This is a genomic window from Paenibacillus sp. MAHUQ-63, assembly GCF_028765165.1.
Lineage (GTDB): Bacteria > Bacillota > Bacilli > Paenibacillales > NBRC-103111 > Paenibacillus_E.
In genome coordinates this window covers 463,881-487,834 of the sequence record NZ_JARADB010000001.1, presented here as the reverse complement: position 1 = coordinate 487,834, position 23,954 = coordinate 463,881, and the positions used below count along the sequence as shown (strand labels likewise).

The following is a 23,954-nucleotide window of genomic DNA, read 5'->3' as shown; positions in this document are numbered from 1 at the left end:
GCACAACTCCTTCACTTAAGTAAATTATAGGCGATGCAGCTTACGGTATTGGGTAGGAGGGATGTGCATTCTTTTTTTGAACACGCGGCTTAAGTAGAATTCATTCTCGAACCCGCACTGGCCGGCAATTTGCTGCAGCGTCAGGTCGCTTTCGAGCAGCAGCTTCTGCACCTTCTGCAGGCGGAGCGAAGTGAGATAATCGAGCGGCGGCATACCGGCTGACTTTTTGAACCGGCGGGTAAACTGCACCTGGGTAAGCCCCAGCTCTTTAGCGAGACGTTTCAGGCTAAAATGGTCGGCGGCATGCTCCTGCAGATATTGCACGGCTTTCTCGATGAGGCTGTCTCTGGTGCCATGCTGCGTGCTTGGATTCCTGTACGCCGAATGTTTCTCTTCAGCCAACTGCATCCATATATCCATAATAAAATGGTGGCGCAGCGCGGCGGATGCATCGGAGCCCAGCTCCGCCCATTTTCTCAAATAGGTGTAGCTGGACGTGAGCCGGTGCAAATCGTGTAGCGTGACCTTGCCGGCCGGGATGCCGTCGTCTGCCGAGTCCCACCGCAGCAAGATGACATGAAAAGACAAGGTCTGGAGCACCGCTCTCCGAAACGCGACCCCAGGCGGGCAAAACACGAGATCACCGAAGGACGCCGTTCCTTCCTGCGAACCGATTTTGTAGGCGAAGCTGCCTTCCTCCACGGCAAAAACCACCCAGAAATCATTCGTATCCTCTTGCAGCTGAAAGGCCGACTTATCCTTCCAATATACGTGGCTCAGAACAGACGGTTTCATTAAGATTTCCTCGTGTATTCGCACGGCACACGCCTCGCTCTTCATCGTTTTGTTTGCTATCTGTATCATAAGCGAACGGCCTGGGCGGGGGAAGACGGTTCGTGAAATTTTGTATATGGGGATGATGCTTGCGTGCATGGTTTGAAGCGCTATCCGTGCATTAAAATAAGATCAAAACGCATGTTCAAAGGGAGTGGGAACGAATGCAAGAGGAATTGGTAAAAACGGATATTACCGTCATCGGCGGCGGCTTATCGGGCGTCTGTGCGGCGATCGCCGCAGCCAGACTGGGGCAGACTGTGGCGCTCGTCCAAAACCGGCCTGTACTGGGCGGCAATTCGTCCAGCGAAGTGCGGGTATGGGTATGCGGCGCAACGGGGCACGGGGTCAACCGCCATGCACGGGAAACGGGTATCATGGGCGAGCTGTTCGTCGAGAATCAATATCAAAATATGGATGGCAATCCGTATTTATGGGATCTGACCGTGCTGGAGGCGGTGCGTGCGGAGAGTAACATACAGCTGTTCCTCAACACGGATGTGCATGAGGTTGAGGCGGACGGCGACGAGGAGAACCGGACGATCCGCAGCGTGACGGGGTGGATGATGGGGTCCGAGCGGAAAATTCGTTTCGCGAGCGAGATCTATCTCGACTGTACGGGCGACGGGCTCATCGGCTTTCTCGCCGGGGCGAAATACCGGATCGGCCGGGAAGCGAGGACGGAGTACGGCGAGGCGTGGGCGCCTGAGATTGCGGACCGCATAACGCTCGGCAGCACGATTTTATTTTATACCAAAGATGCCGGCCATCCGGTGAGATTCAACCCGCCAAGCTTCGCCAAAGATATTACGACAACGTCCATTCCGATCAAAAGAGTGATCCGCAGCGGCGACTCGGGCTGTCACTACTGGTGGATCGAGTGGGGCGGCGAGCTCGACACGGTGCATGAGAATGAGCGGATTCGCGATGAGTTATGGGCCGTTATATACGGGATATGGGATTATATCAAAAATTCGGGCAACTTCGACGCCGGGCAGATGACGCTGGAGTGGGTGGGGGCTCTGCCTGGGAAAAGGGAGTATCGGCGCTTTGTCGGTGATTACGTACTGAACCAAAACGACATTATGGCCCAGGAGCCGTTCGATGACCGCGTCGCCTTTGGCGGGTGGTCGATAGATTTGCATCCGCCGCAGGGCGTATACTCGGCGGAAAGCGGCTCGAAGCATCTGCACGCCGATGGAATCTATCATATCCCGTTCCGTTCGCTGTACTCGGTCAACGTCAGCAACATGCTGATGGCCGGCCGCAATATCAGCGCCTCGCATGTCGCTTTCGGCACGACGCGCGTTATGGCGACCTGCGCGGTCATCGGCGAAGCGGCGGGGACGGGCGCAGCGCTGTGCGTGCAGAAGCAGGCGACGCCGCGCGAGCTGTACCGGAAGCATCTGCAGGAGCTGCAGCAGACGCTGCTGCGGCAGGATGCTTCGATCATCGGGCTGCGCAGCGAAGATACGTCGGACCTGGCGCGCCGGGCGCAAATTACGGCGTCCAGCACGTTGACGCAGCTGTGCGTGGAGCGGCCTGTGGAGCCCAGGCGGCTGGATGCCGACGTCGCTGTGCTGTTCCCGGTTGCGCCGGCGCTGAACGGATTCGAGCTGCTGGTCGACAGCGAGGAAGCGACGACGATCGCCGTCGAGCTGTGGGATACCGGACGCGCGGAAAATTATGTGCCGAAGCGCCGGATCGCGTCGGCGGAAGCCCATGCGGCTGCCGGCAGACTGCAGTGGATTCCGTTCGAGCTGCATTGGCGGCCGGATGAGGCGCAGAACGCAGTGGTCATCGTCCGGGCGAATCGGCATGTGACGGTGTACCATGCGGATGAGCCGCAAACGGGTATCCTTGCGTTCGTGCGCGGCAAGCAGCCTGTCGTCGATCCGAAGCTGGAGGATCACCAGCCGGAGCAGCCTGTCGTAGAGTGGAGCATGCGAGGAGGCCTTGACCGCAAGCCGCTCTGCTTCCGGGCTGTAGGCGCTACGCATGCCTTCTCGGCGGATAAGGTGACGGACGGTTACTTACGTCCTTACGGGACGCCGCATCTGTGGATGTCGGAGCCTTCGCTGCTCGCTGCAGGCGGGGAGGAGTGGCTGGAGCTGTCGTGGGCAGAGGAAGTGGCCATCGCGCAAGTGCAGGTGACCTTCAACGATAATGTGAATCAGGATCTAATTAACCTGCATGCGTTCAGAACGTCCTTCGACGTGATGCCGGAACTTGCCAAGGACTACCGGCTTGAAGCGCTGGTGGATGGGCAATGGCAGGTGCTTCACCGGGAGACGAATAACCGGAAGCGGACGCGCCGGCACGACTTGCGGCGGACCGTTCAGACCGGGCGGCTGCGACTGGTCGTGGAGTCGACGAACGGCAGTCCTTGCGCCGAAGTCATAGAGGTGCGGGTGTACGGGTGAGACCGGTGAGCAATCCTGGGCGGCGCTGCCGTTGGGAGCGATGCCTATCTTGTGGGATTGCCCGGCTGCCGGTCTTTGTGACGGGCTAAGGAAATAGGGTGCGCTATTTCTGTGAAAAGCGACCATTTGTGCGCCTTCGGGGAAATGAGATACGCTATTTGGCTTTTAGAGGCCGTAATCCGGCTCGTGACGACCAAATAAGGTACCGAATTTCCCTTTCGATAGCGAATTCGGCGTATTGTGCAGCAATAGCGTATCTCATTTCCCTCACCTAGGGGGCTGTGGAGGCTTAACATCCGCAAGGCGCGCATCCCTTAGGTTGCCGTTAACGAATGGGGCAGGACCAGCGCCCGACCCAGCCCAGCCCAACCTAACCCAGCCGCACCGCCACCTACCCCTTCAATCCGGAACTGGCAAACCCCCTCCACAACCCATTTCTGCCTTGTGACGGGTTGAAGGAAATAGGGTGCGCTATTTCCTTGAAAAGCGACCATTTGTTCGCCTTGGGGGAAATGAGATACGCTATTTGGTAGTTAGAGGCCGTAATCCGGCTCGTGACGACCAAATAAGGTACCGAATTTCCCTTTCGATAGCGAAATGGGCGTATTGTGCAGCAATAGCGTATCTCATTTCCCTTCACCTAGGGGGGTGTGGAGACTTAACATCCGCAAGGCGCGCATCCCTCGAGATACCGTCAACGAATGGGCCCGGCAGGACCAGCTCCCAACCCAGCCGCACCGCCACCTACCCCTTCAATCCGGAACTGGCACCCTCTCCACAACCCATTTCTGCCTTGTGACGGGCTAAGGTTAAAGGAAATAGAGTGCGCTATTTCCTTGGAAAGCGATCATTTGTTCGCCTTCGGGGAAATGAGATACGCTATTTGGTAGTTAGAGGCCGTAATCCGGCTCGTGACGACCAAATAAGGTACCGAATTTCCCTTTCGATAGCGAAATGGGCGTATTGTGCAGAAATAGCGTATCTCATTTCCCTTCACCTAGGGGGGGTGGAGACTTAACATCCGCAAGGCGCGCATCCCTCGAGATACCGTCAATGAATTGGCGCGGCAGGACCAGCTCCCAACCCAGCCCAGCCCAACCTAACCCAGCCGCACCGCCACCTACCCCTTCAATCCGGAACTGGCAAACCCACTCCACAACCCATTACTGCCTTGTGACGGGTTGAAGGAAATAGGGTGCGCTATTTCCGTGAAAAGCGATCATTTGTGCGCCTTCGGGGAAATGAGATACGCTATTTGGCTGTTAGAGGCCGTAATCCGGCTCATGAAGACCAAATAAGGTACCGAATTTCCCTTTCGATGGTGAATTCGGCGTATTGTGCGGAAATAGCGTATCTCATTTCCCTCGCACAGGGGGCTATTGAAGGCTTAGCATCTACAAGGCTCGCATCCCTCGGATTGCCGTCAACGAATGGGCCCTACCCCTTCAATCCGGAGCTGGCAAACCCCTCCACAACCCATTTCTGGCAAGTGATGACGACGATGAGCAGAGGCAGCAGCGCCGAGACGGAGGCCGCCATCGTGAGGACATAATTCGTGCCGAATTCCTCGACATAGCTGGTCAGGCCGAGTGGAATCGTATAAAGCTCTTTGTCGCGCAGGAAGATGAGCGGGCTTTCGTATTCGTTCCAATGCCAAGTGAATGACAGAATAAGCAGCGTGACGATCGCAGGCTTCGTGAGCGGCAGGCAGATTTGCCAGAAGGTGCGCCAGTAGCCGGCTCCGTCTACGCGCGAGGCTTCGAGAAGCTCTACGGGCAGCGTGCTGAAGAACTGCCGCATCAGGAAGGTGCCGAAGACGGTGAACAATCCGGGCAAGATGAGCGAATAGTGCGTATTAATCAGCTTAAGCGAATCGAACAGAATGAAGCGCGGAACGAGCAGCACCTGGTTCGGAATCATCATCGTCGCCAGGTAAAGCAGGAACAGAAAATTACGGCCCTTGAAGCGGATTTTGGCAAAGGCATAGCCCGCCATGGCGCTCGTGAGCAGATTGCCGAGCACGGTGATGACCGTAATTTTGATGGAGTTCAAGTAAAACAGATAGAACGGATTGGGGCCGGCCCATACCTGCTTGTAATTCTCAAAATGCCACGTCTGCGGTATCCAATCGATCGGATATTGGAATACCTCGCCATTGACCTTAAAGGAGGTAGAGAGCATCCAGACGTAAGGCAGAATCATCAGCAGCGCGAAGCCCGCCATCACAACCGTCAGGAGCGATTTGACGAGCAGCGGAAGCGGTTTGCTTCTCACACGCGATCTGCGCTGTGCAGTCTGCGCGGAATAAGCGGTTTCTATGTCCATCGTAAATCCCCTTCCCTCTTAGAAGTGATCCTGCCATCGTTTCTGGCTTTGCCACTGAATGAGCGTAATGATGAAAATAATGGTGAAGAGCACCCATGATACGGCTGCGGCGTAGCCCATTTTGTAGAAACGGAATGCCAGCAGGTAGATGTGATAGGAGAGCACCATCGTCGAATCGATCGGTCCTCCCTGTGTCATGACGGCGACGGGACCGAATACCTGAAAGGACCAGATCATGAGCGTGATGGCAATCAGGAATGTCGTAGGCGTCAGCATCGGAACCGTGATCTGAATGAATTGCCGCAGCTTCGACGCACCGTCGATTTCGGCGGCCTCATACAAATCCTTGGAGATGCCTTGCAAGCCGGCCAAATATATGACCATCGCATAGCCGATCGTCACCCAAACCGACATGATGATGATCGCGAACAGCGCGGATTTCGGGCTGGATAGCCAGCCTGGCGGATGTTCGATGCCGATGGACAACAGGAACTGATTAATCGGTCCGTTCGACGCGCGGTACATGATGCTCCATATGACGGAGACGGCGACAAGGGAGGATACGTACGGCAGGAAGATCAGCGTGCGCAGCGTGTTTTTGGCAAACACATATTGATTCAAAATAACGGCGAGAATGAGCCCGAACAGGATCGAAGCGGGAACGCTGACCACGGTGAAAATGGTATTGTTCTGCAGTGATTTGATCAACTTGGGATCATCCAGAAGCGCTTTGAAATTGTCAAAGCCGACCCACGAAATGCCGGCAAATCCTTTGAGATATTCCCAATCGACGAATACCAGATAAAGACTGAACAGGATCGGGAGTAAAATAAAAATGAGATACCCGGAGAGGTTAGGCAAAATGAACAGGTAACCTGCGAGGTTTTCCCTGAATTTTGCGGTTTGCCAAAATGGTCTCATGGGCAAGTTCACCCTTTCGTTTGAGATGTAAGGCTAACTTTACCAACGCTTGAATCGAAAGCACATAGCATGAGATTGAACGTTTCTGTAGTTTGATTGAGAAAGCCTCCGGCATGATCATGCCGGAGGCTTGACAGGTTATTTTTTGGCGCCTTTAAGCGTTGTGTCCGCCCGGGATTTCATCGTCTCCAATGTTTTATCAATCGGCTGCACGCCGAGCAAATATTTCTCCATTTCGTCCTTGTAAATCGCCTTCAACTCGGTTGGAACCGGGACGTTATACGAGGTCGGGAACGTATAGCTGCCGGCGAGCAGCGCCTTCAGCGATTCTTCGTCGATCAGATCTTTGGCGTCGCCGATCAGGATGGAGGCGATTTTGCCGGCATCGGCTTTCTTGTTCGTCGGAATGCGTCCTCCCGGAACCATCGACATATTGCCTTCCTGCAAGTACCAGGAGATGAACTTCATAGCCGCTTCTTTGTTCTTGCTGTTTTTGTTAATCGCCATGTAGTCGCCCATACCGCCGCCAGGGTTTACGTTGCCGCCGGCTGTGAATTGCGGATAGGGAGCGAAAGAGACTTTGAAGTCGTGAGGGAAACTTTTCGTATCCTTGATGTAGCGGATAATATAGATAGCCGAAGGCGCCATGGCCGCTTTACCGGTTAGCAGCTCGTTCTGGACGGTAATTTTGCCCGCGACCGCTTCGGAATACTTCATCATTATGCCTTTGCTTTCCAAGCTTTGCTGCAGCTCCAGACCTTTCTTCAGAGCCGGGCTGTTGAAGTTGGAGGTACCGTCATCGGCGATATAGCCGTCTTTGGCTTTGCCGGTTTGAAGAACGAGCTCGCCGAAGGTCGACAGAGCGGGATCGAGCATCGTGCCTTTGCGCTCGCCTTTATTGAGCTTCGCCGCCAAGGCGCTGAAGTCGTCCCAAGTCCACGTGGTCGGCAGCTTCTCGCCGGCTTCGTCCAGCGCTTTCTTGTTGAACAGGACAGCGCCGACGTTCTTGTTGGCAGGCAGGTAATAATATTTGCCGTCGGCAAATTTCTTGATGTTCGCGCTGCCGATAATGCCTTCCACGTCAAAGCCGGCCTTGGCAATGAGATCGTCGAGCGGCTCCGCCATGCCGGCGGCTTGGCGCTTCGTCATTCTATCGTCACCGTAAGTCATGTAGATGTCCGGTGCGTCCGTGTTGGAGAGCAGGGCGGTCTCCAGCTTCAGGTTGCCGGGATCGTCATTGACGAAACGGATATATTCGACCTTGATGTTCGGATTCGCTTTATTCCAATTGTCCACCGCTTCTTGCGGGCCGCTTTCCGGCGGAACGCCTCCCCAAAATTTAAGCGAAACCGGCTTCTGCGCTTCAGGCGTTGGCGATGCGGCTGCTGCCGTGGCTGCAGGCGCTGCGGATGAGGAGGCTGCAGGTGCGACTTCGGTTTTGGCACATCCCGACACGAAAACGCTTACAGCCAAAGCTAGCGATGCGCTTACCCCAAAAACTTTTCTCATGTGTTCATCCCCTTTTCTTTTGGTATCTAAATCGTAATGGAATCCTCAAGAAAAGGACACGGACGATTCATTCCAAGATCAGCATAATTCTACGATGTTCGGTGGCCGAAATACATTTTGCGAAATTCGGTCGGATACATGCCCTCCAGCTGTTTGAAGCTGCGGGAGAAGTGATTGGGGTCGGCATAACCGATGCGCTCTGAAATCTCAAAAATTTTGTAATCCGGATTTTTAAGCAGCTCGCGCGCGTTTTTCGTCCGAATGTTGGTTATATAATCGGTAATCGTTTTGCCGGTTTCCTTTTTGAACAAAATGCTCAAATAATTTTCCGTATATCCGACTTTGCTTGCCAAATCGGCCACTTTCATCGGCAAGTGATATTGCTCCGTAATGATGCGGATGACGGTTTGAATCTCAGGGCGCAGCTTATCCTTGCCGTGCTGGCGTTTGTATGCCATGAACACGGGAATCCAGCCGACGAACCAATCGGCCAAGTCCTGCAGCGTCTCCGCGCCGCGGATCACAGGGTACGGATATTAATTCTCGTGGAGCGTCACGGAATAAATGTCGGTGCCCTCGGCCTTCAGGCTGCGCGAGAACATATGCAGGAGGCTGAGCCACATTTCACGGAGTATAAGGGGGGGCACGTTTTTCTTGGCCAGCAAATCCTTCGTCCATGCGAGCAGCAGCTGCGTGATTCCGTCTGCATCCCCTTCGTCAATGCGTTTGCTGAGGTCATCCTCGTTCCATGGCTCGGACAGCCTGGGAGGGACGGGAGGAATCTCGCTGTAATGAACGATGCATGCCCGTCCGCCATAGAATCGGTAGGAGAGGGAATGATCGGCTTGCTCGAAGGCGTGATGAAGCTGGCAGGCATCTTCGAAGGCGGGGGACACGCCGCAGGATATCGAGATTCTCAGGAAGGTCTGCACGGCGCTCTGCATTTCTCGCAGAACCTCCGTGTTCAACTGACCGGTCAGCAGGCCGAATTTGCCCCCACCAATCTCGACCAGCTCACCATTGCCGTGTTTCTTCAGGATTTCGCTCAGGACATTTTTGACGGTATAGCTCAGCAGCCGATCGCTTTGGAACCGGTTGTTTTGAATCAGCTCGTCGTACGCTTCGATCTGGATGGCTACGGCCGAGAGCGGTGCAGGGAAGGGACCGAGCTGAAACTCGCTGAACACCTGCTCGACTTCCCGGCGGGAGGAGTGGCCCAGCACGAGCTCGCGCAGCCTTTTCTCCTTCACCTCGCCGCTGTACAGGTTCACCTTCTGCTCCAGCTTCGTATAGGCGTTCTGCCCCTGTTTCTCGATCAGCAGCTGTTCCTTAATGGCCCGCAGCTTCTGCATGAGCTCGGAAGGGTTGATTTCCAGCTTCGTAATATACTCCGTCGCACCAAGTCTGAGAGCCTGCTGCACATAGGCAAAGTCGCTATGATTGGATAAAATAAGGCATTTCACCTGCGACCAGCGCTCGCGGATGATTTTGAGCAGGGCAAGACCATCCATCTCAGGCATGCGGATGTCGGTGAGCACGATTTCACAAGGCTGAGTCTCCAGGATGGATAGAGCTTCGACGCCGTTCGCGGCTTCGCCGATAACTTGGAATTCTTCGCTATCCATCGGAATAATCGTTTTTAAACCAATGCGGACCAATATTTCGTCATCCACGATGAGTATGCGCATGTTCCTCAGTCCTCCTGTTAAGTGGGAGTAGCAATGTCAATCGAACGCCCTCGTTCGGTGAGCTGGCGATTTGCATCCCGTATTGGACGCCGAAATGGAGCTTGATCCGCTCATTGACGTTGCGGATGCCGATGCCGCTGAACTTGGCGTGAGGCTGGTTGAGTTCGGCTTCGACCTGCTGGATCTTCTCCAGGCTCATGCCGGCTCCGTTATCCTGAAGTATGATATGTAAATGGCCTCCTGCTTCTTTCGCTTGAAGCTCAATGTGCAGGGGGAACCGGTTACCGTGAATGATGCTGTTCTCAACGGCCGGCTGCAGCGTAAATTTCAAAATTTCGCAGTCCAGGAGCGGTTCCGGAATGTCATAAGTGAACTTGATTTGATCATGATAGCGAATTTCTTGAAGCGATAGATAAACCCCGATATAGTCAAGCTCCTCGCGAAGCGTGACGAATTCCTGTTCATTCCGCATGGTGAAGTTGAGCAGCTTGCCCAATTTCGTAATCATGTCGCTGACGTGCTCGCTGCCGGACAGAATCGCCATCCATTTGATCGAATTCAACGTATTGAGCAGGAAATGAGGATTGATCTGCGCTTGCAGAGCCTGGAATTGCGCCTTCTGCTTGCGCTGCTGCTCGTCATATAAGTTCGCGATCAAATCTTGGAGATGGCTGACCATCTTGTTGAAATTGCTCCCTAAGACAGCGATCTCGTCGTCCCCTTTGATAGCGACCATCGTGTTGAATTCGCCTTTCCCGACTCTGTTCATCGATTTGGCCAAGAGCTTGAACGGGCTCGTAACACGGAGCATCAGAATAATGAAAGCGATCGCAAATAAGAAAAACCAAGCGACGACCCAGCCGATGGATTTGTCTTTCTCCCGTCCCAGCTGTGTCGCGAAATCTTGTTGATTCATGAGCTGAAGAAGCCGCCAGCCCAGTTGGGGCACGTAGCCGTCGTTCACGAAATACTCCTGGCCGTTCATGGTTATTCGCTGAATGCCGCTCGCGTCCCTGCGCATCGATTGGAGCGCGGACTGGAGCTCCTCCGAGCTGGAATGGCCAAGCAGCAGCTGCCCTTGCTGATCCAGAAGCAGGGACGTCATCCCGGCTTCCTGCTGCTTGCGCAGCTCATCGGAATTGTAGAAAAATATCGGAATCGGCACCCCGATCAGGAAAAAGCCATAGTTGCTCGTATACTCGCCGTTCACCTGCCGCGTCATGACGATGAGCTCTTGGCTGCTGCCGGCTGTGCGGAGTGTGTAAGGGACCGACCAGTAGGGCGATCCGCTCTTGCGGAGCGTCGGTTCGTACCAGCTTTCCTGCCGGTAAGCGTTAATGTCCGTTTTGGTAACGGCTGACCATGTGGTATGGGTGAATCCGCGGTTGTCATACAGGCCCAGATACGCATCGCTATCGAGCAGCAGATCTTTGACATTGGAGAGCTTCTTTTGCAGGCTGGTCAGTTTAACGAACGAATCGTAGCTGTCCGACCAGTTGGCAGGTTCTCTTAGAAATTTTTCCGTTTCCGGATCGTTGATGACGAGGCTCGATGCTTTGATAATACGTACGGCAAGATCGTTCATGGTTTCCGCCTTTTGCATGACGGCCGCTTGGTTGGATTGATTCAGCTGGGTTTGGACGATGAGCTCGGAGGAGTTATAGAAGCGGTACAGGATGACTACGACAGGTAAAATAATGAGAAACAAGGCGGAAATGAGGATTTTTCCACGAAGCGTTGTGAACGGACGGCGCAGAAGGTTCATTGGGGTCACCATTCCCTGTATATGGCCTATACGCATGAATTATCTCTATCATACAACGGAAGCTCTGAGGGACGCTATAGTGCCGGCAAACGGCCGGTAAACAACAAAGAATATGCAATAAAGAGCAAAGAATCGTGCTAGTCTGTCAGCTGGAGACGACAATGACTGTAAAAAAATCCCCTGAGGCTTAATCTCATGGGATTTCGCAAAAGAGCTTCAGACACTGTGGTACTCCCGATATGGAAGCGTATACATAACTCAGATGATGTCAGACTTCACAACGTTCTTCATGACGTCGCAGGTCAGATCTGATTTGAAATCTTGGATGTGCTGCCAGGCTTGCGGCTCGTCCATTCCGAGTATAGTCGTAAAGTAGTAGAGCATGTGTTCGTAGACGGAGCTGTAATTTTGAAGTTCATGAGGGTTATCCGACAAATGCTGTTGATGTTGCTTAATGAGCTTCTCGGTGACTGGCTTCAAAATGATATCCCTCCATTGGATGATACATTCAATCTATCACATTTAATGAAGGTAGAACAGTCTTATTGTAAATAAATCGATCCGCAGCCTGTAGGCGGCTGCGGATCGAAGGATTATGCGGCTGCCGCCGCGTATGCTTCCGCTGCAGCGGCAAGATAATAGGCCAGCCCGGTCTGCTGGGATTCAAGCATCCCGAGATGAAAGTCGTCGCTGAGGAAGAAGCGGGTCTGCGCTGCAAAATCGGCAGGCGTCGTCGCGTGGCCATGCGCATTCAAGAAGGCAAGGTGAGCGTCCATCTGCCCGCGAAGCTTCCCGTCATTGACTTTCACGCCGCTGCGCAGAGCCTCCGCCATCGCAGCCATGAACGATGCGGCTTCGGCTGCCATCGCATTCATTTCCTCGACGTTCAGCGGGGAGGAGACGGGCGGCTCGTACTGATAAGCTGCTTTCAAATGTTCGTTGTGCTCATGAAGAGCTTCTTGCCATGCTTCCTCGGTTGCCAATCCTTTGAAAAGCTCCTTCGCGTCCATAGGTTCTCCTTCTTTCTCGCTAGTTATTGTATGACGAAGTGTGCCGATGACGTCGTCCAGCCTTTGTCTGCGAACGAGCATCAGCTTTTCTTGTTGGGCCAGCAGGGACAGCCTGTCAGGCTCCTCGTCCAGCAGCGTTTTGATTTGATCCAAGGTGAAATCCAACTCTCTGTACAGCAGAATTTGCTGCAAGCGCTCCAGTTCATTCCTGCCGTAGAGCCGGTATCCGGCATCCGTAATTTCGCTTGGCAGGAGCAGGCCGATCTTGTGGTAGTGGTGCAGGGTTTTGATCGTGACCTTGGACAGCTGAGCGACGTCCTTCACGGTATACATGGGGTTCATCTCCTTTCAACAATGAGTGTAGCGGCTGCCCTAAGGGGAGAGTCAATGCGTATTCTCCGTTATTAATATAAATGCCAAAAAGGGACTGGCATTTAAGCATGCAGTCCCCTTCATTTATTTCACAATGCCGCTTAAACTCGCGCCTTCGGCAAAGAATCGCCGGATGTTCTCCTCAACTATCCGATCCGGGATGAGCGGCGGCGCTTGATGCGGTTTGGTACGGGCATCGATGACGACGTTGTCGCAAGCCCAATGTTTGAACTCAAAACGGCTGTTCACGCCGTATATATCATGCGAAGGATTGCTCCGTGTGAAGGTTGCCCATACGAAATTGTCGAGCGATTCGCTCAGGAAATGGCTGTCATCGCATACGATGATCATCGGGCAAGAAGGCAGCGGCCCATGTGCGGCAAGCGCATCGCAGAGCTCTTTCATTTCCGCTTCCGCTTCCGCGTAGCTTGTGAAGGGCCTGCTCTGGACGGCAACGACGCCGGGCATGACCAGGCGCGCTTGGTGAATGCCATTGGTCTTATGGAAGGCTTCGGGAACTTCCCGGCACAGCTCCCGCTTGCGCTCGCCGACCGCGGCGACAACGATCTTGCTGCCGGTATTAAGTCCCATTCCCGAATAATCCAGCGTATCGATGGTCGTATTGGTATGAAAGTGAAGATCGCGCCGGAGATCGATACGTGCCAGTATATAGGTGAAGAACGCCTCGATATCGTGGGTATTCACGGGTTCGTTCTCCTCGGCCGTAATGAATAAATACTTGGCCAAGCTGACTTGTCCTGTCCCCAGAATGCGGTTGGCGATCGTCAGCAGCTCTGCCGGCTGCTTGGTTGGCTGATAGGGCGTGTACCGTTCGCTGCCGATCGCAAAAAGCAATGGATGCACGCCCGCGGCATCGACGGCATGCACTTCTTTCACACCGGGTATTTCCTGTTTGATGGCATCCCCCGTCAGCTCATGAATCAAGGCGCCGAACGCCGTATCCTCTTGAGGCGGCCGGCCTACGACCGTGAACGGGAAAATGCCGTTACGCTTGGCGTATACTTTATGCACCCTCATGAGCGGGAAAGGATGCGTCAGGCTGTAATAGCCCAAATGATCGCCGAAAGGTCCTTCCGGTTTCGTCTCGCCGGGGTAAATCTCGCCGGTGATGACGAAATCGGCATCATGGCTTACACAATAGCCGTCGATATAGCTGTATTGAAAGCGGCGTCCCGCCAGCAAGCCTGCGAACGTAATCTCGCTCATCCCTTCCGGCAAAGGCATGACGGCGGATAACGTATGGGCGGGAGGACCGCCGATGAAAATACTTACTTTCAGCGAAGCGCCTTGCTTCGTCGCTTTCGCTTGGTGAACGCCGATCCCGCGGTGAATCTGGTAATGCAGGCCGATCTCTCGATTCAATTCGTACTCGTTGCCGCTCAGCTGAATCCGGTACATCCCCAGATTGGAGTTCATAATACCGGGCTTGTCCGGATCCTCCGAGTATACCTGGGGCAGGGTGACGAATGCACCGCCATCATCCGGCCAGTGTTGAATCAGGGGCAGGTCGGCAATGCTGATTTCCTGGAAATCGGCCGGCAGCCCGCCGGATTGCTTGGACGGCAGCGCCTTCCAAGCCGCAAGCCCTGATCCGACGTGCTGGAACGGATGCTTCATAGCTTTCATCGGGTCGCTGCGCAGAGCGATGACGTTCTGTACGCTGTCCCACGTCTGGCGGAATATGAACTTGCTCCGCTCTACAGTGCCGAACAGGTTGGACACGGCGCGAAATTTGGATCCTTTCACACGCTCGAACAGCAGGGCGGGACCGCCAGCTTCATGGACCTTCATATGAATGGCGGCCATTTCCAGATAGGGGTCCACTTCTTCGTGAATGCGAATCAAGTGGCCATTCTTCTCCAAATCGACGATACATTCTTCAAGATTGCGATATATCATGCCTTTGCTCCAATCCGATACGTATTCCTAAAATCTATTTACCAATAGTTAATATGAAGTAAGGAGACTTGTCAAATGAAACCAAACAAAAAACACGTCAAACCGACGTGTTCTTGAAAGCTTCTTTTTATACGGTAACCAGCTCTTTGTAGGCTAGCTTGCGGATGATGTCCTCGTGATTCGGATATTGCTGCAGCAGCTCATCTTGGGTGAACAGCTCAAAATCCTGAAAATCAAAGCCTGGCGATACCATGCATCCGACGAGCGAGAACGTATCCTTCTCCATGACCGAGGAACCGAATATTGCATTCTTGGGAACGACATACTGCGGCACTTCGCCGTTGTCCAAGTTAATGCCGAGCTTGATTGCTTCGTAAACGCCGTTCTCATGGATGACATGGATCGTCAGCGGGCTCCCGGCATGGTAGTACCATAATTCATCCGATTTCAAACGGTGGAAATGGGAGACGTCATGAGATTGCAGCAGAAAATAAATGCTCGTATACAGCAACCGCCGACCGCTGAACTGCACGGACAGCTCTTGATCGGTAATTTGTTCTTGAGATTCATACGTGCGCTTGTAATAACCGCCTTCGGGATGAGCGGTTAATCCGAGCTTCGATATCCAATATTCGGGACGATTCGTTACCATGCTATCAGTTCCTTCTGCTAAAAAATAAGATATATAAACTAGTATTATAATCTAGCAGAGGTACGGATTCAATTCGTCAAGCGCGATTAAGGCTTCTTCGCTTGATTAACCCGCAGATGAAAGATGTAATCCTTCGGGGAAAAACCGGTCATCCGTTTGAACTGACGGGAATAATCCGTTATTGCGATTCCAGGCACTGCGCCATAGAGGAATATGATTCGCGAACTGGACAAATCTGATCTGCTAACGGATATAAGAAGAAAGAAAAAGAGAAAGAGCCTGCCGCAAGCGGCAAGCTCTTCATGGGAATGACGGTTCGCTGCCATTCAAGCTTTGCGGGGACCCGCAACCTCTTGAACGAACCGCTCCAATGCGGTGAGATCCGTCATATTTTTGTTGCATACTTCGCTGTTCACACACATGTAATTCCCGATCGCTTTATAGTAATCAGACGAAGCGTTGGCCGGCTTCCATTTCGTGGCCGCGGAGAATAAGGCGACTTCCTCATGCTTGTTGCAAATGAAACAGACACCTTTATTCGCGGGTGTGTACCTGCCGGTGATGCCGACCAGCTCTCCGTGCAGTTGATAGACAAGGAACATCGTATTCGTCGCGATATCGAGCCAGCCTAGATAGCTGACGTATCGGAAATCGGTTTCGGTGAAGTCGGGGGCCTTTAACTTTTTGACTTTGGGAAAAAGCTTATTCAGCTGCTTGGCAGTCACTTGCGGAAACGGCTCCAGATAAGGCTCCAATGCTTTCAAATAATGCTGAAATTGCTCTGCTGAACGCAGCGTTGAACATTCGTTCAGCATTCGGGCGTGGTGCTCGGAGGCATTTGGAAACGTTTCGGATATTTTTAACTGCGTGTTGTAGCGCACCGATTCGACCACCTTCGGGTCAGAAATCGTTTCTGTGGCTTGCTGCAGCAGGCGGATCTGCTTTTTGACTTCGTTGTATTGATGGTTTCTAATGAATGGTTGGTTCATTGCTTTCAGCTCCTTATTTTTACTGGTTCATAAAAATAGGTGCAAAGCCCATTTCGATTAGAAACGATATAAGCTTATTGGGGCGACATGCTCATCGAGATTGTCCGCCCATGCAAAGTATCGCCCTATCTGCAGGCTTTGCATGAGCTGCTTCTTGCTCCGGCATAAACGTTTGCCATTGGTACCGACCACCTTTCCCTGACATTATAGAAGGTTTCCGGCTTTAACGCCATTCCAAAAATAGTTATATAAAATGTTTCTTGCGGTTCGTCAGATTCATTTTCACAAAACCGAGAATGATCCATCGGATGAGAAGCCCGAAAACAGAGAAAGCAATGAACGAGTACGAATGTTTCCAATTCATCAGTTCAAACATGTCAAATTTTATAAACAGCGGTTCGATCGCATAGGAGAAGAATACTAAGGATATCCAATATTGTCGGTATAAACGGGACGTAGTATGCAATCTACCTGGCTAAAAAGTAAAAGAGCTCCTTCCCGCAGGAGCCCCTGAGCCTTTCGCTTATGGATATGATCCGGTTAATGTCTCCGCGGGATGGTTATAGACTTCATAAACCGTAACGATAGGCGGGCTTTCGATGTAGGCTCGTTCTGCGGAAGAATAAACTTTGGCCGACAGGGTTTCACCGGCTGCAAATGCATCCTCTCGGGATTCCCAAAAACTAATGGAGCCAAATTCACTCGTTATGACTTCGCCCAAAAATGTGATGCCTCGAAAACCTGGTAACGTCCGATGAGCGTCATGCGTTTTCTCGGCCCATTGCACGGCGAATGAGAGGGGGGTATCCGGTTTCAATCTGAACATGCACAATCTTGCATACATTTAGGGATCCTCCATCTTCCAATAGTCAATAGTACAATTTTATGCCTGCGTCATCACTATAGTGTAATGTTGGAAGGAAATATTTTGAACATTTAGGCACAGTGAAGAACGCTTGTTACGCTTTTGACTTCCTTTGGAGCTTAAGGTTGGAATAACTGAAGCCCGCAACAATGAGAACTATGCCTGACAATAAATAAACCATGTCGTATATCAGCCAATTTGCACTAGCCGGCCTTACGTGGTGCAGTCCTAATATCTGATGGTCGATTAACCCTTCCAATAAATTAAAAGCTCCGGCTCCAATAACGATCGAACCTGCAAAAGCCCGGGTATGAAAGCTTAAAGCTTCTTTGGCCGCATCTCTAAATATTTTCACACACGAATAAAACAGAAGCAAAGTAACGAATAAATTGAACACTCCGTCTGAGAAAAGCTCTATGCGATGATTGTGATGATCGATCACATGGTGCCATTGCAAAAATTGATGAAAGACGATCCCATCCAATGCCCCCATGAGCCCCATTCCAAGTATGACTGAACTTACAACTAGATTCTTCGTTTCCCTATTCATCATCCATTGTCTCTCCATCCTGACCATATTCTATCACTATTAAGTTATCGCCAAAATGAATAGGAGATAAACGATGAACAGGTCAGTAGAAAGAGGCACCGCAACCGGCAGGTTGTGATGCCTCTGCTTTTGCCGTCTGGGGGATGAATCTTTTATTTTGACTCTAAGAATTTGGAGCCTTCCGGTAAAACGGCATCCTTATCGACCGCAATGACGCCCACGCCGCCGGGTACATACACAGCCCTTGTATTTTCATCCACATTGATATATCTGCCAGGTACATAAATACCGTGGACAAAGGTATGAATAAAGCCGTTCTTATACGTATAAGGCGAAGTCGCAGTCTCGGTTGCTGCGCTTATGACGCTCGGCGCCATTAAGCTGGAACAGGCAACTGCCAGAATGAGCTTTGTTTTCAGGAATTTCATTGTGCATCACTCTCCCAACGGTTCGATTTTATGCAGCTTTTAAAAGATCATATGTCATGAATTGGGAAAATAGTATGCTGAACTTTTTTGATAAGCTGCTTTGAGGGTTCGGTAACCAGAAAAATCCTTGTATGTAAAGGCTTCATGATATAATAAGAAAACGAGGGGAGTTGATTTCAGTGAGAGATTTGCTTGACCCAAAGAATGATTTTGTCTTTAAACGAATATTCGGGAGTGAGGAGAATAAAGATGTGCTGTTGGCATTTCTCAACCGAACATTCCAAGAAGCTGGTGAGCCGCAACTATCCGAAATTATCCTCATGAACCCTTATACCGATAAAGACTCTCCACAGGATAAGCAGTCCATATTCGACATTCAAGCCAAGACAGCGGAAGGCAAATTAATAAATATTGAAATGCAGCTTTTTAACCGCTATGACAATGAGAAGCGGACGTTGTATTATTGGAGTAAGCAATACGCTAGTCAGCTTGAGGAAGGACAACCCTATAAGAATTTAAAGAAGTGCGTTACAATAAATATTCTCAACTTCTCCATCCTACCGAGTGATCGGTATCACAACGTATTTCATTTACGAGAAGATCGCAGCGGCATTTCATTGACGGATGATCTTGAAATCCATTTCCTTGAGTTGTCCAAGCTGAGCCACAATCAGACAACCGCTTCTGGCGGATTGTTAAGTTGGTTACTTTTCTTGAAAAGTGACAATACAGATAATTGGGAGGTGCTGAAGATGCAAGAACCTGAACTTGGCAAAGCGATGACTGTTCTGGAATTTCTTAGTCAAGACGAAGATGCGCGCCGGATATATGAATTGAGGCAAAAGGCTTTGCATGACGAGGCATCTCTGAGAGAAGGAGCAAGAGAAGAGGGCGAACGGAAAGGTAAACTTGATGTTGCCATTAAAATGATTGCCAAAGGGATGGATTTGGCATCCATCTCCGAGCTCACTGGGATTTCGATCGAGGAGTTAAAAAAAATAGCTCAAGCGCAATGAAATACACATTGTCAGAAACTTCCCCTTGGGCACAAACAAATAAGAACAGCCATCCATTGGATGGCTGTTCTTATTTATTTGTATGGAGCTTAGACAAGTGTTTCCCCAGTCTCGAGAAATGTTTTCATGCCGGAAAGTACAATGGGCAAGCCGTTCGAAAGAATTTTGGCAGTTGGAGCCGCTTGCTCATATTCATCATGCACAACGGTTACGAGGGTGACACCTTGAAGCTCCGCATGTGCCCCAATTTCCCACGTAATACGTGACGGGCTATCGTTCTCCGTACCAGGTAACGAAGTAAAGCGCCAACTCATGACGAGTTTACTGGGAGGCTCGAAGCTGAGAATGATCCCTTCGGCTTTCTTCTCCTCACCGTTCCATAATTCAAATGGAGAGTCGATCTCCCACGTGGATCGGATCGCGCAATGAAACCAGAACTTTGACGTTTTGACCGGATCGGTGAGTGTTCGCCATACTTGTTCAGGCGTTGCTTTAATCGCTATCTGATGAACTTGAACGGGCTTCTTTTCCATATGTGTTTCACGCTCCAATTCGTTTTGTAGTTCGGATAATCCGATTGTCCATGGCTCGGTATATTTGCTTACCCATCGTTCGTAAATTTGACGGATAGGTACGGCGTTCAAATAGTGAAGCTTTTCGCGGCCAGCTTTTCTAGTCGTAATAAGTCCAGCTTCCTCCAAAATATTCAGATGCTTCATAACGCCGAAACGGGACATGTCTAGGGGCGTGCAGAGCTCGTTCAGCGATTGTCCATTGGAAGCGCGGAGCAGATCCAACAGCTTCCGGCGGCTTGGATCTGCGAGCGCTTTGAAGATATCATTTTCCACGCAAGGTCCTCCTTTCTCAACAGGATAGAAATAAAAGTATCGCTTGACATGTTACCATTGGGTAACGTATTATAGTAACAAAAGTGACTATATAGTCACATGTTAGCACAAACCGATTTGTTTGTCAGCCGGCGGCATTCAAGTCCGTTCAAGCACCACCCATACACTCAAAAAAGAAAGGTGATACGGAACATGAAAGTAACCTTGATAGCAGGAAGCAACCGCAAAAATTCCACGAGCACATCCCTTTTGCAATATATCGAAAGCCTTTTGACAGAGCGGGATATTTCCGTTGCCTTTGTTGATCTATTCGAACTGCCATTACCGCTATTTTCACCCGACAACTGGGAGTTCCATCCTAATGCGAAACGGGTATTGGAAGCGGTCGCCGACGGAGACGGCTTGATCATCGCTACTCCGGAATACCATGGCTCCGTTTCAGGAACGTTGAAAAATGCCCTGGACTATGTAACAGGCGGCCAAATGGCAGGTAAGCCGGTGCTTGCTGTCAGCTCCGCGGGAGGTCCGTTGGGAGTGAGCTCGTTATCGCATTTGCAGACTATTGTGCGCAATTTGCACGGGATTAATTGTTCGGAATGGATCTCGCTCGGCCATGCATCCACAATTGTCGGAGCCGATGACATGGATGATGTGCTTAGGAAAAGGATCGAAGATGCCGTGCATAGCTTTGTGGATTTGACCCGGAGGCTTGCGGCTGGTTCCGCTGCTGCAAACTAACGTTATTTTTTCCTTTTAAATGTTACCATTTGGTAACGTGTTGATGTGCAATCCGATTTATGCAGTTAAAGGCTATACCAATTAGACCTTATAAGGAGATGTTCGCATGCATACCAAGGAACAAAAGAACGCGGAAACCGTCACCTCATTTATCGAGGACACGGCGAACTGGCGGTTTTTGGAGAAGACGGATCAATTCTTCCTCCCCCAATTCATGGACGCCTTCACGAACCGGTACTTTACCGTGGATGATACTATCGCGCAGGGTGACAAGGTTATTGCCAGGGTGCTCGTGACGGCTGTTCATTCCGGCCACTTTGCCGGCCATGCACCTACAGGCAATACCATAAAGGCTACTCAATTTCACGAGTTTCACGTAATCGACGGGGTCATTCAAGAGCACCGCGGCTGGTTGGATACGAGCACACTTTTGCCCCAAATCAAGACTCCGTAATTACGGGGCAGGCCGGTCTATATTTTCAATCAGAGGAGAGATGAAGTGTGAGAGAGCAGCACAATGTTGAAAGAGTTCGCGAGTTTATTGATGCATTTTGGAACAAAAATCAATTGGATTGTGTGGATCAGTTTCTGTCAGATGCGTATCGGGAGCTGTCTTATCAGTCCAAAGAGGGTTTGAAGAAATTCGCTGCGACGATCCTGGAGGCATTTCCCGATAAACAATATACGGTGGAAGAAATCGTCGGACAGGGCGATCGAGTACTCGTGAGAATGACCGTAAGAGGGACCCATCAGGGCATGTTCTTTGGAACAGAGCCCACAGGCAACCGGATTGATGTTACATTGTACCGGCAGTATCGTTTAGAAGAAAGTAAAATTATCGAGCACCGCGGCTGGATCGATATGGTGACCATGTGGCACCAAATTCGGGGCCACTGATCGAAAATATCCCCTGCCAGCCATTGACGGCCAGCAGGGGATTTTATATTCAGGTAGGGCTGTCTCATTTCAAAACTTGAGTTACTAATTGCTCAACATAGTTATCATCAATCGGATCCCCCGTAACTAGTAAGCGATAGAAAATCGGGCCGTATATGAGATCTGTATATAATGCGATATCGAGATGGTTCTCCAACTCTCCACGCTGAAGCCCCCGGTTCATTATTGTACGAACCTCCAGCCGGCGAGGCTGAATATAGCGGGTCCGAAATGCCTCGGCCAATGCAGAATCAACCTGTCCCTCTCCTATAATCTGCAGAAAAATAGACCCCTCGCGGCTTATCATAAACCGGGCCATATTCTTGGCATGCTCCAGGATATCCTGAAACGCCGAACCTGTATCCGGCACAGGCAATCTGGCAGTCGCGGCGGATAGAAAACCGTCCATCACCACTGCAGCCTTGTTTGGCCACCACTTATAGATCGTGGCTTTGCTTACCTGGGCACGTTCAGCGATTTTCTCTACCGTAACAGCTCCAAAGCCGCTTTCCAACAATAATGCATATGAAGCGGCAAGGATGGAGCTTTGTGTTTCCATATTGCGTGGACGCCCTCTTTTTCCCTGCACATGAATCCTCCTTTGTCAAAATCCGCTTTTTCCAAATAAACGATACGTTTAGTATACAAAATAAATCATTTTATAAAAAGCCTATTTACAAAACGATACGTACAGTATATTATTTCAATATAGATTTAGTAAACTAAACGTTCAGTATTTATTTCGAGGAGGATTTATATGGTTAACGAACAAGGTAATCAAGACAACCGTATATCAAGTTGGATGATGTTTCTGTTGGCAGCCGCATGCGGACTTATCGTTGCCAATCTTTATTACGCTCAACCCCTAGTGGGACCTATCCGCCTTGCAACCGGCCTGAGTGCTGCAGCGGCGGGATTCATTGTTACTGTGACCCAAATCGGTTATGTAGCCGGGCTGCTGTTCATCGTACCGCTAAGCGACGTCATGGAGAATCGGCGTCTCACGAAGATTATGCTTATGGTTGCAGTTGGGGCACTGTTAACTGCCGGACTCGCGCCCAATGCACCGTTGTTCTTTATTGCAGCCTTATTCATTGGCATTGCATCGGTAGTCGCCCAGATTCTAGTACCATTCGCCGCCTATTTAGCGTCCGAAGATCAGCGCGGCCGCGTTGTCGGTAATGTCATGAGCGGCCTCTTGCTCGGTATTATGTTCGCCCGGCCGTTGGCAAGCTTCGTAACTAGTCTTTGGGGTTGGAGGGCGATATTTATTTTGTCTGCCATTGTTATTTCTTTATTGACTGTCCTGCTATCCTTTGCACTTCCGGTTCGCAAGCCATTGCCAGCCGTACGCTACCAAAAAATAATTCTTTCTTTAGGCGCTATATTACAACAAACCCCCTCGTTACGGCGTCGCGCAATGTATCAAGCTTGTTTGTTTGGTGCTTTCAGTTTATTTTGGACGGTTGTTCCTTTACATTTAGCGGATCATTTCGGAATGTCCCAAATAGGAATTGCATGGTTTGCGTTAGTAGGTGTGGGTGGGGCGATAGCTGCACCGATTGCCGGGAGATTAGCGGATAAAGGCTGGAGTCAAATGTTGACGGGAATAGCCATCGTTGTAGCCGTATTGTCTTTTTTGATCATCCATCTATTCCAAAGTTCTTCAGCCTTTGCTCTGATTCTTCTCTTTGCATCCGCCATAACTCTTGACATGGCCGTATCAGGGAACCTGGTGATTAGTCAACGTACGATTTATTCATTGGGAAGTGAAGCGAGAGGACGCCTGAATGGACTTTTCATGGCCATATTCTTCGTAGGCGGAGCCATTGGTTCATCTTTGGGAGGCTGGTCGTATACCCTGGGAGGCTGGAGCCTCACATCTCTGATTGGAACGATCTTGCCGCTCTTGGCTTTGGGTTACTTTCTCACCGAAAAAAGGGCAACTGGACGGATTGAACATACAACTCTTGATAGTTGAATGAGATCCCGGGATCAAAAGGAAAAGCCGACCAAAAGGTCGGCTTTCTTACTATGGAGCCTAGGGGGATGTATGAATCTCGATTGAAATGGCTGACGAAGTAAACTCGGGCGAAGACAAACTTAGCGGTAGATTCATCCGTTCCGTCCGCGCGGGCGAACCTGCGGGGGTTCTCTCCCCACGG

The 23,954-nt window shown here is 51.0% G+C and carries 23 protein-coding genes; 6 read left to right on the top strand and 17 right to left on the bottom strand.

The window, feature by feature from the left end; genetic code table 11:
• Positions 1-24: 24 nt before the first annotated feature.
• On the bottom strand, positions 25-795 hold the full coding sequence (locus tag PUT07_RS02015; RefSeq protein WP_274466072.1) for a helix-turn-helix domain-containing protein: 771 nt from the start codon (positions 793-795) through the stop codon (positions 25-27).
• 203 nt (positions 796-998) lie between these two features.
• On the opposite strand from PUT07_RS02015, the gene PUT07_RS02010 reads away from it, so the two are divergent.
• Complete coding sequence (locus tag PUT07_RS02010) at positions 999-3,257, top strand: FAD-dependent oxidoreductase (protein ID WP_274466071.1); 2,259 nt, start codon at positions 999-1,001, stop codon at positions 3,255-3,257.
• Between the two features lie 1,437 nt (positions 3,258-4,694).
• Here PUT07_RS02010 and PUT07_RS02005 read toward each other — a convergent pair.
• From PUT07_RS02005 to PUT07_RS01940, 14 genes are all read right to left on the bottom strand, one after another.
• A complete protein-coding gene (locus PUT07_RS02005; protein WP_274466070.1) occupies positions 4,695-5,582 on the bottom strand; it encodes a carbohydrate ABC transporter permease in 888 nt (295 codons plus the stop codon).
• Positions 5,583-5,600: 18 nt separating this feature from the next.
• Positions 5,601-6,503 (bottom strand): carbohydrate ABC transporter permease, encoded by a 903-nt coding sequence (locus PUT07_RS02000; RefSeq protein WP_274466069.1) that lies wholly within the window; start codon positions 6,501-6,503, stop codon positions 5,601-5,603.
• A gap of 138 nt (positions 6,504-6,641) precedes the next feature.
• Positions 6,642-8,012: an ABC transporter substrate-binding protein gene (locus PUT07_RS01995; protein WP_274466067.1), complete on the bottom strand. Its 1,371-nt coding sequence runs from the start codon at positions 8,010-8,012 to the stop codon at positions 6,642-6,644.
• An 89-nt stretch (positions 8,013-8,101) separates the two neighbouring features.
• Positions 8,102-8,506 (bottom strand): helix-turn-helix domain-containing protein, encoded by a 405-nt coding sequence (locus PUT07_RS01990; RefSeq protein ID WP_274466066.1) that lies wholly within the window; start codon positions 8,504-8,506, stop codon positions 8,102-8,104.
• A 42-nt stretch (positions 8,507-8,548) separates the two neighbouring features.
• A complete protein-coding gene (locus PUT07_RS01985) occupies positions 8,549-9,700 on the bottom strand; it encodes a response regulator (RefSeq protein ID WP_274466065.1) in 1,152 nt (383 codons plus the stop codon).
• A complete protein-coding gene (locus tag PUT07_RS01980; RefSeq protein WP_274466064.1) occupies positions 9,678-11,465 on the bottom strand; it encodes a cache domain-containing sensor histidine kinase in 1,788 nt (595 codons plus the stop codon). Before PUT07_RS01980 ends, PUT07_RS01985 begins: the two co-directional genes overlap by 23 nt.
• 258 nt (positions 11,466-11,723) lie before the next feature.
• The gene (locus tag PUT07_RS01975) at positions 11,724-11,945 is read right to left on the bottom strand and encodes a hypothetical protein (RefSeq protein ID WP_274466062.1); all 222 of its coding nucleotides are present in this window, start codon (positions 11,943-11,945) and stop codon (positions 11,724-11,726) included.
• A 113-nt stretch (positions 11,946-12,058) separates the two neighbouring features.
• Positions 12,059-12,808, bottom strand: a complete 750-nt coding sequence (locus PUT07_RS01970) for a MerR family transcriptional regulator (RefSeq protein WP_274466061.1) — start codon at positions 12,806-12,808, stop codon at positions 12,059-12,061.
• 123 nt (positions 12,809-12,931) lie between these two features.
• The gene (locus PUT07_RS01965) at positions 12,932-14,767 is read right to left on the bottom strand and encodes a UbiD family decarboxylase (RefSeq protein ID WP_274466060.1); all 1,836 of its coding nucleotides are present in this window, start codon (positions 14,765-14,767) and stop codon (positions 12,932-12,934) included.
• A 127-nt stretch (positions 14,768-14,894) separates the two neighbouring features.
• Positions 14,895-15,419 (bottom strand): cupin domain-containing protein, encoded by a 525-nt coding sequence (locus tag PUT07_RS01960; RefSeq protein ID WP_274466059.1) that lies wholly within the window; start codon positions 15,417-15,419, stop codon positions 14,895-14,897.
• A gap of 326 nt (positions 15,420-15,745) precedes the next feature.
• Positions 15,746-16,408, bottom strand: coding sequence for a FusB/FusC family EF-G-binding protein (locus PUT07_RS01955; protein WP_274466058.1), 663 nt, complete (start codon positions 16,406-16,408; stop codon positions 15,746-15,748).
• A 523-nt stretch (positions 16,409-16,931) separates the two neighbouring features.
• Entirely contained in the window at positions 16,932-17,252 is a 321-nt protein-coding gene (locus PUT07_RS01950; RefSeq protein WP_274466057.1) for an antibiotic biosynthesis monooxygenase family protein, read from the bottom strand.
• A 115-nt stretch (positions 17,253-17,367) separates the two neighbouring features.
• Positions 17,368-17,826 carry a DUF2243 domain-containing protein gene (locus tag PUT07_RS01945; RefSeq protein WP_274466056.1) on the bottom strand — a complete coding sequence of 153 codons (459 nt, stop codon included), beginning with the start codon at positions 17,824-17,826 and terminating at the stop codon, positions 17,368-17,370.
• A gap of 149 nt (positions 17,827-17,975) precedes the next feature.
• Positions 17,976-18,251: a hypothetical protein gene (locus PUT07_RS01940; protein ID WP_274466055.1), complete on the bottom strand. Its 276-nt coding sequence runs from the start codon at positions 18,249-18,251 to the stop codon at positions 17,976-17,978.
• A gap of 179 nt (positions 18,252-18,430) precedes the next feature.
• On the opposite strand from PUT07_RS01940, the gene PUT07_RS01935 reads away from it, so the two are divergent.
• Entirely contained in the window at positions 18,431-19,267 is an 837-nt protein-coding gene (locus PUT07_RS01935) for an Rpn family recombination-promoting nuclease/putative transposase (protein ID WP_274466054.1), read from the top strand.
• An 89-nt stretch (positions 19,268-19,356) separates the two neighbouring features.
• Here PUT07_RS01935 and PUT07_RS01930 read toward each other — a convergent pair whose 3' ends face one another.
• Complete coding sequence (locus PUT07_RS01930; protein WP_274466053.1) at positions 19,357-20,115, bottom strand: ArsR/SmtB family transcription factor; 759 nt, start codon at positions 20,113-20,115, stop codon at positions 19,357-19,359.
• Positions 20,116-20,307: 192 nt separating this feature from the next.
• Here PUT07_RS01930 and PUT07_RS01925 point away from each other — a divergent pair, with 192 nt between their 5' ends.
• The 3 genes from PUT07_RS01925 to PUT07_RS01915 all read left to right on the top strand — a co-directional run bounded on the left by PUT07_RS01925 (position 20,308) and on the right by PUT07_RS01915 (position 21,750).
• Positions 20,308-20,853 carry an NADPH-dependent FMN reductase gene (locus tag PUT07_RS01925; protein ID WP_274466052.1) on the top strand — a complete coding sequence of 182 codons (546 nt, stop codon included), beginning with the start codon at positions 20,308-20,310 and terminating at the stop codon, positions 20,851-20,853.
• A 106-nt stretch (positions 20,854-20,959) separates the two neighbouring features.
• Positions 20,960-21,307, top strand: coding sequence for an ester cyclase (locus tag PUT07_RS01920; protein ID WP_274466051.1), 348 nt, complete (start codon positions 20,960-20,962; stop codon positions 21,305-21,307).
• Positions 21,308-21,354: 47 nt separating this feature from the next.
• Positions 21,355-21,750, top strand: coding sequence for an ester cyclase (locus PUT07_RS01915; RefSeq protein ID WP_274466050.1), 396 nt, complete (start codon positions 21,355-21,357; stop codon positions 21,748-21,750).
• 64 nt (positions 21,751-21,814) lie between these two features.
• Here the strand turns inward: PUT07_RS01915 and PUT07_RS01910 are convergent, their stop codons facing one another.
• Complete coding sequence (locus PUT07_RS01910; RefSeq protein WP_274466049.1) at positions 21,815-22,378, bottom strand: TetR/AcrR family transcriptional regulator; 564 nt, start codon at positions 22,376-22,378, stop codon at positions 21,815-21,817.
• A gap of 168 nt (positions 22,379-22,546) precedes the next feature.
• On the opposite strand from PUT07_RS01910, the gene PUT07_RS01905 reads away from it, so the two are divergent.
• Positions 22,547-23,770 (top strand): MFS transporter, encoded by a 1,224-nt coding sequence (locus PUT07_RS01905; RefSeq protein ID WP_274466048.1) that lies wholly within the window; start codon positions 22,547-22,549, stop codon positions 23,768-23,770.
• Positions 23,771-23,954 lie beyond the last annotated feature (184 nt).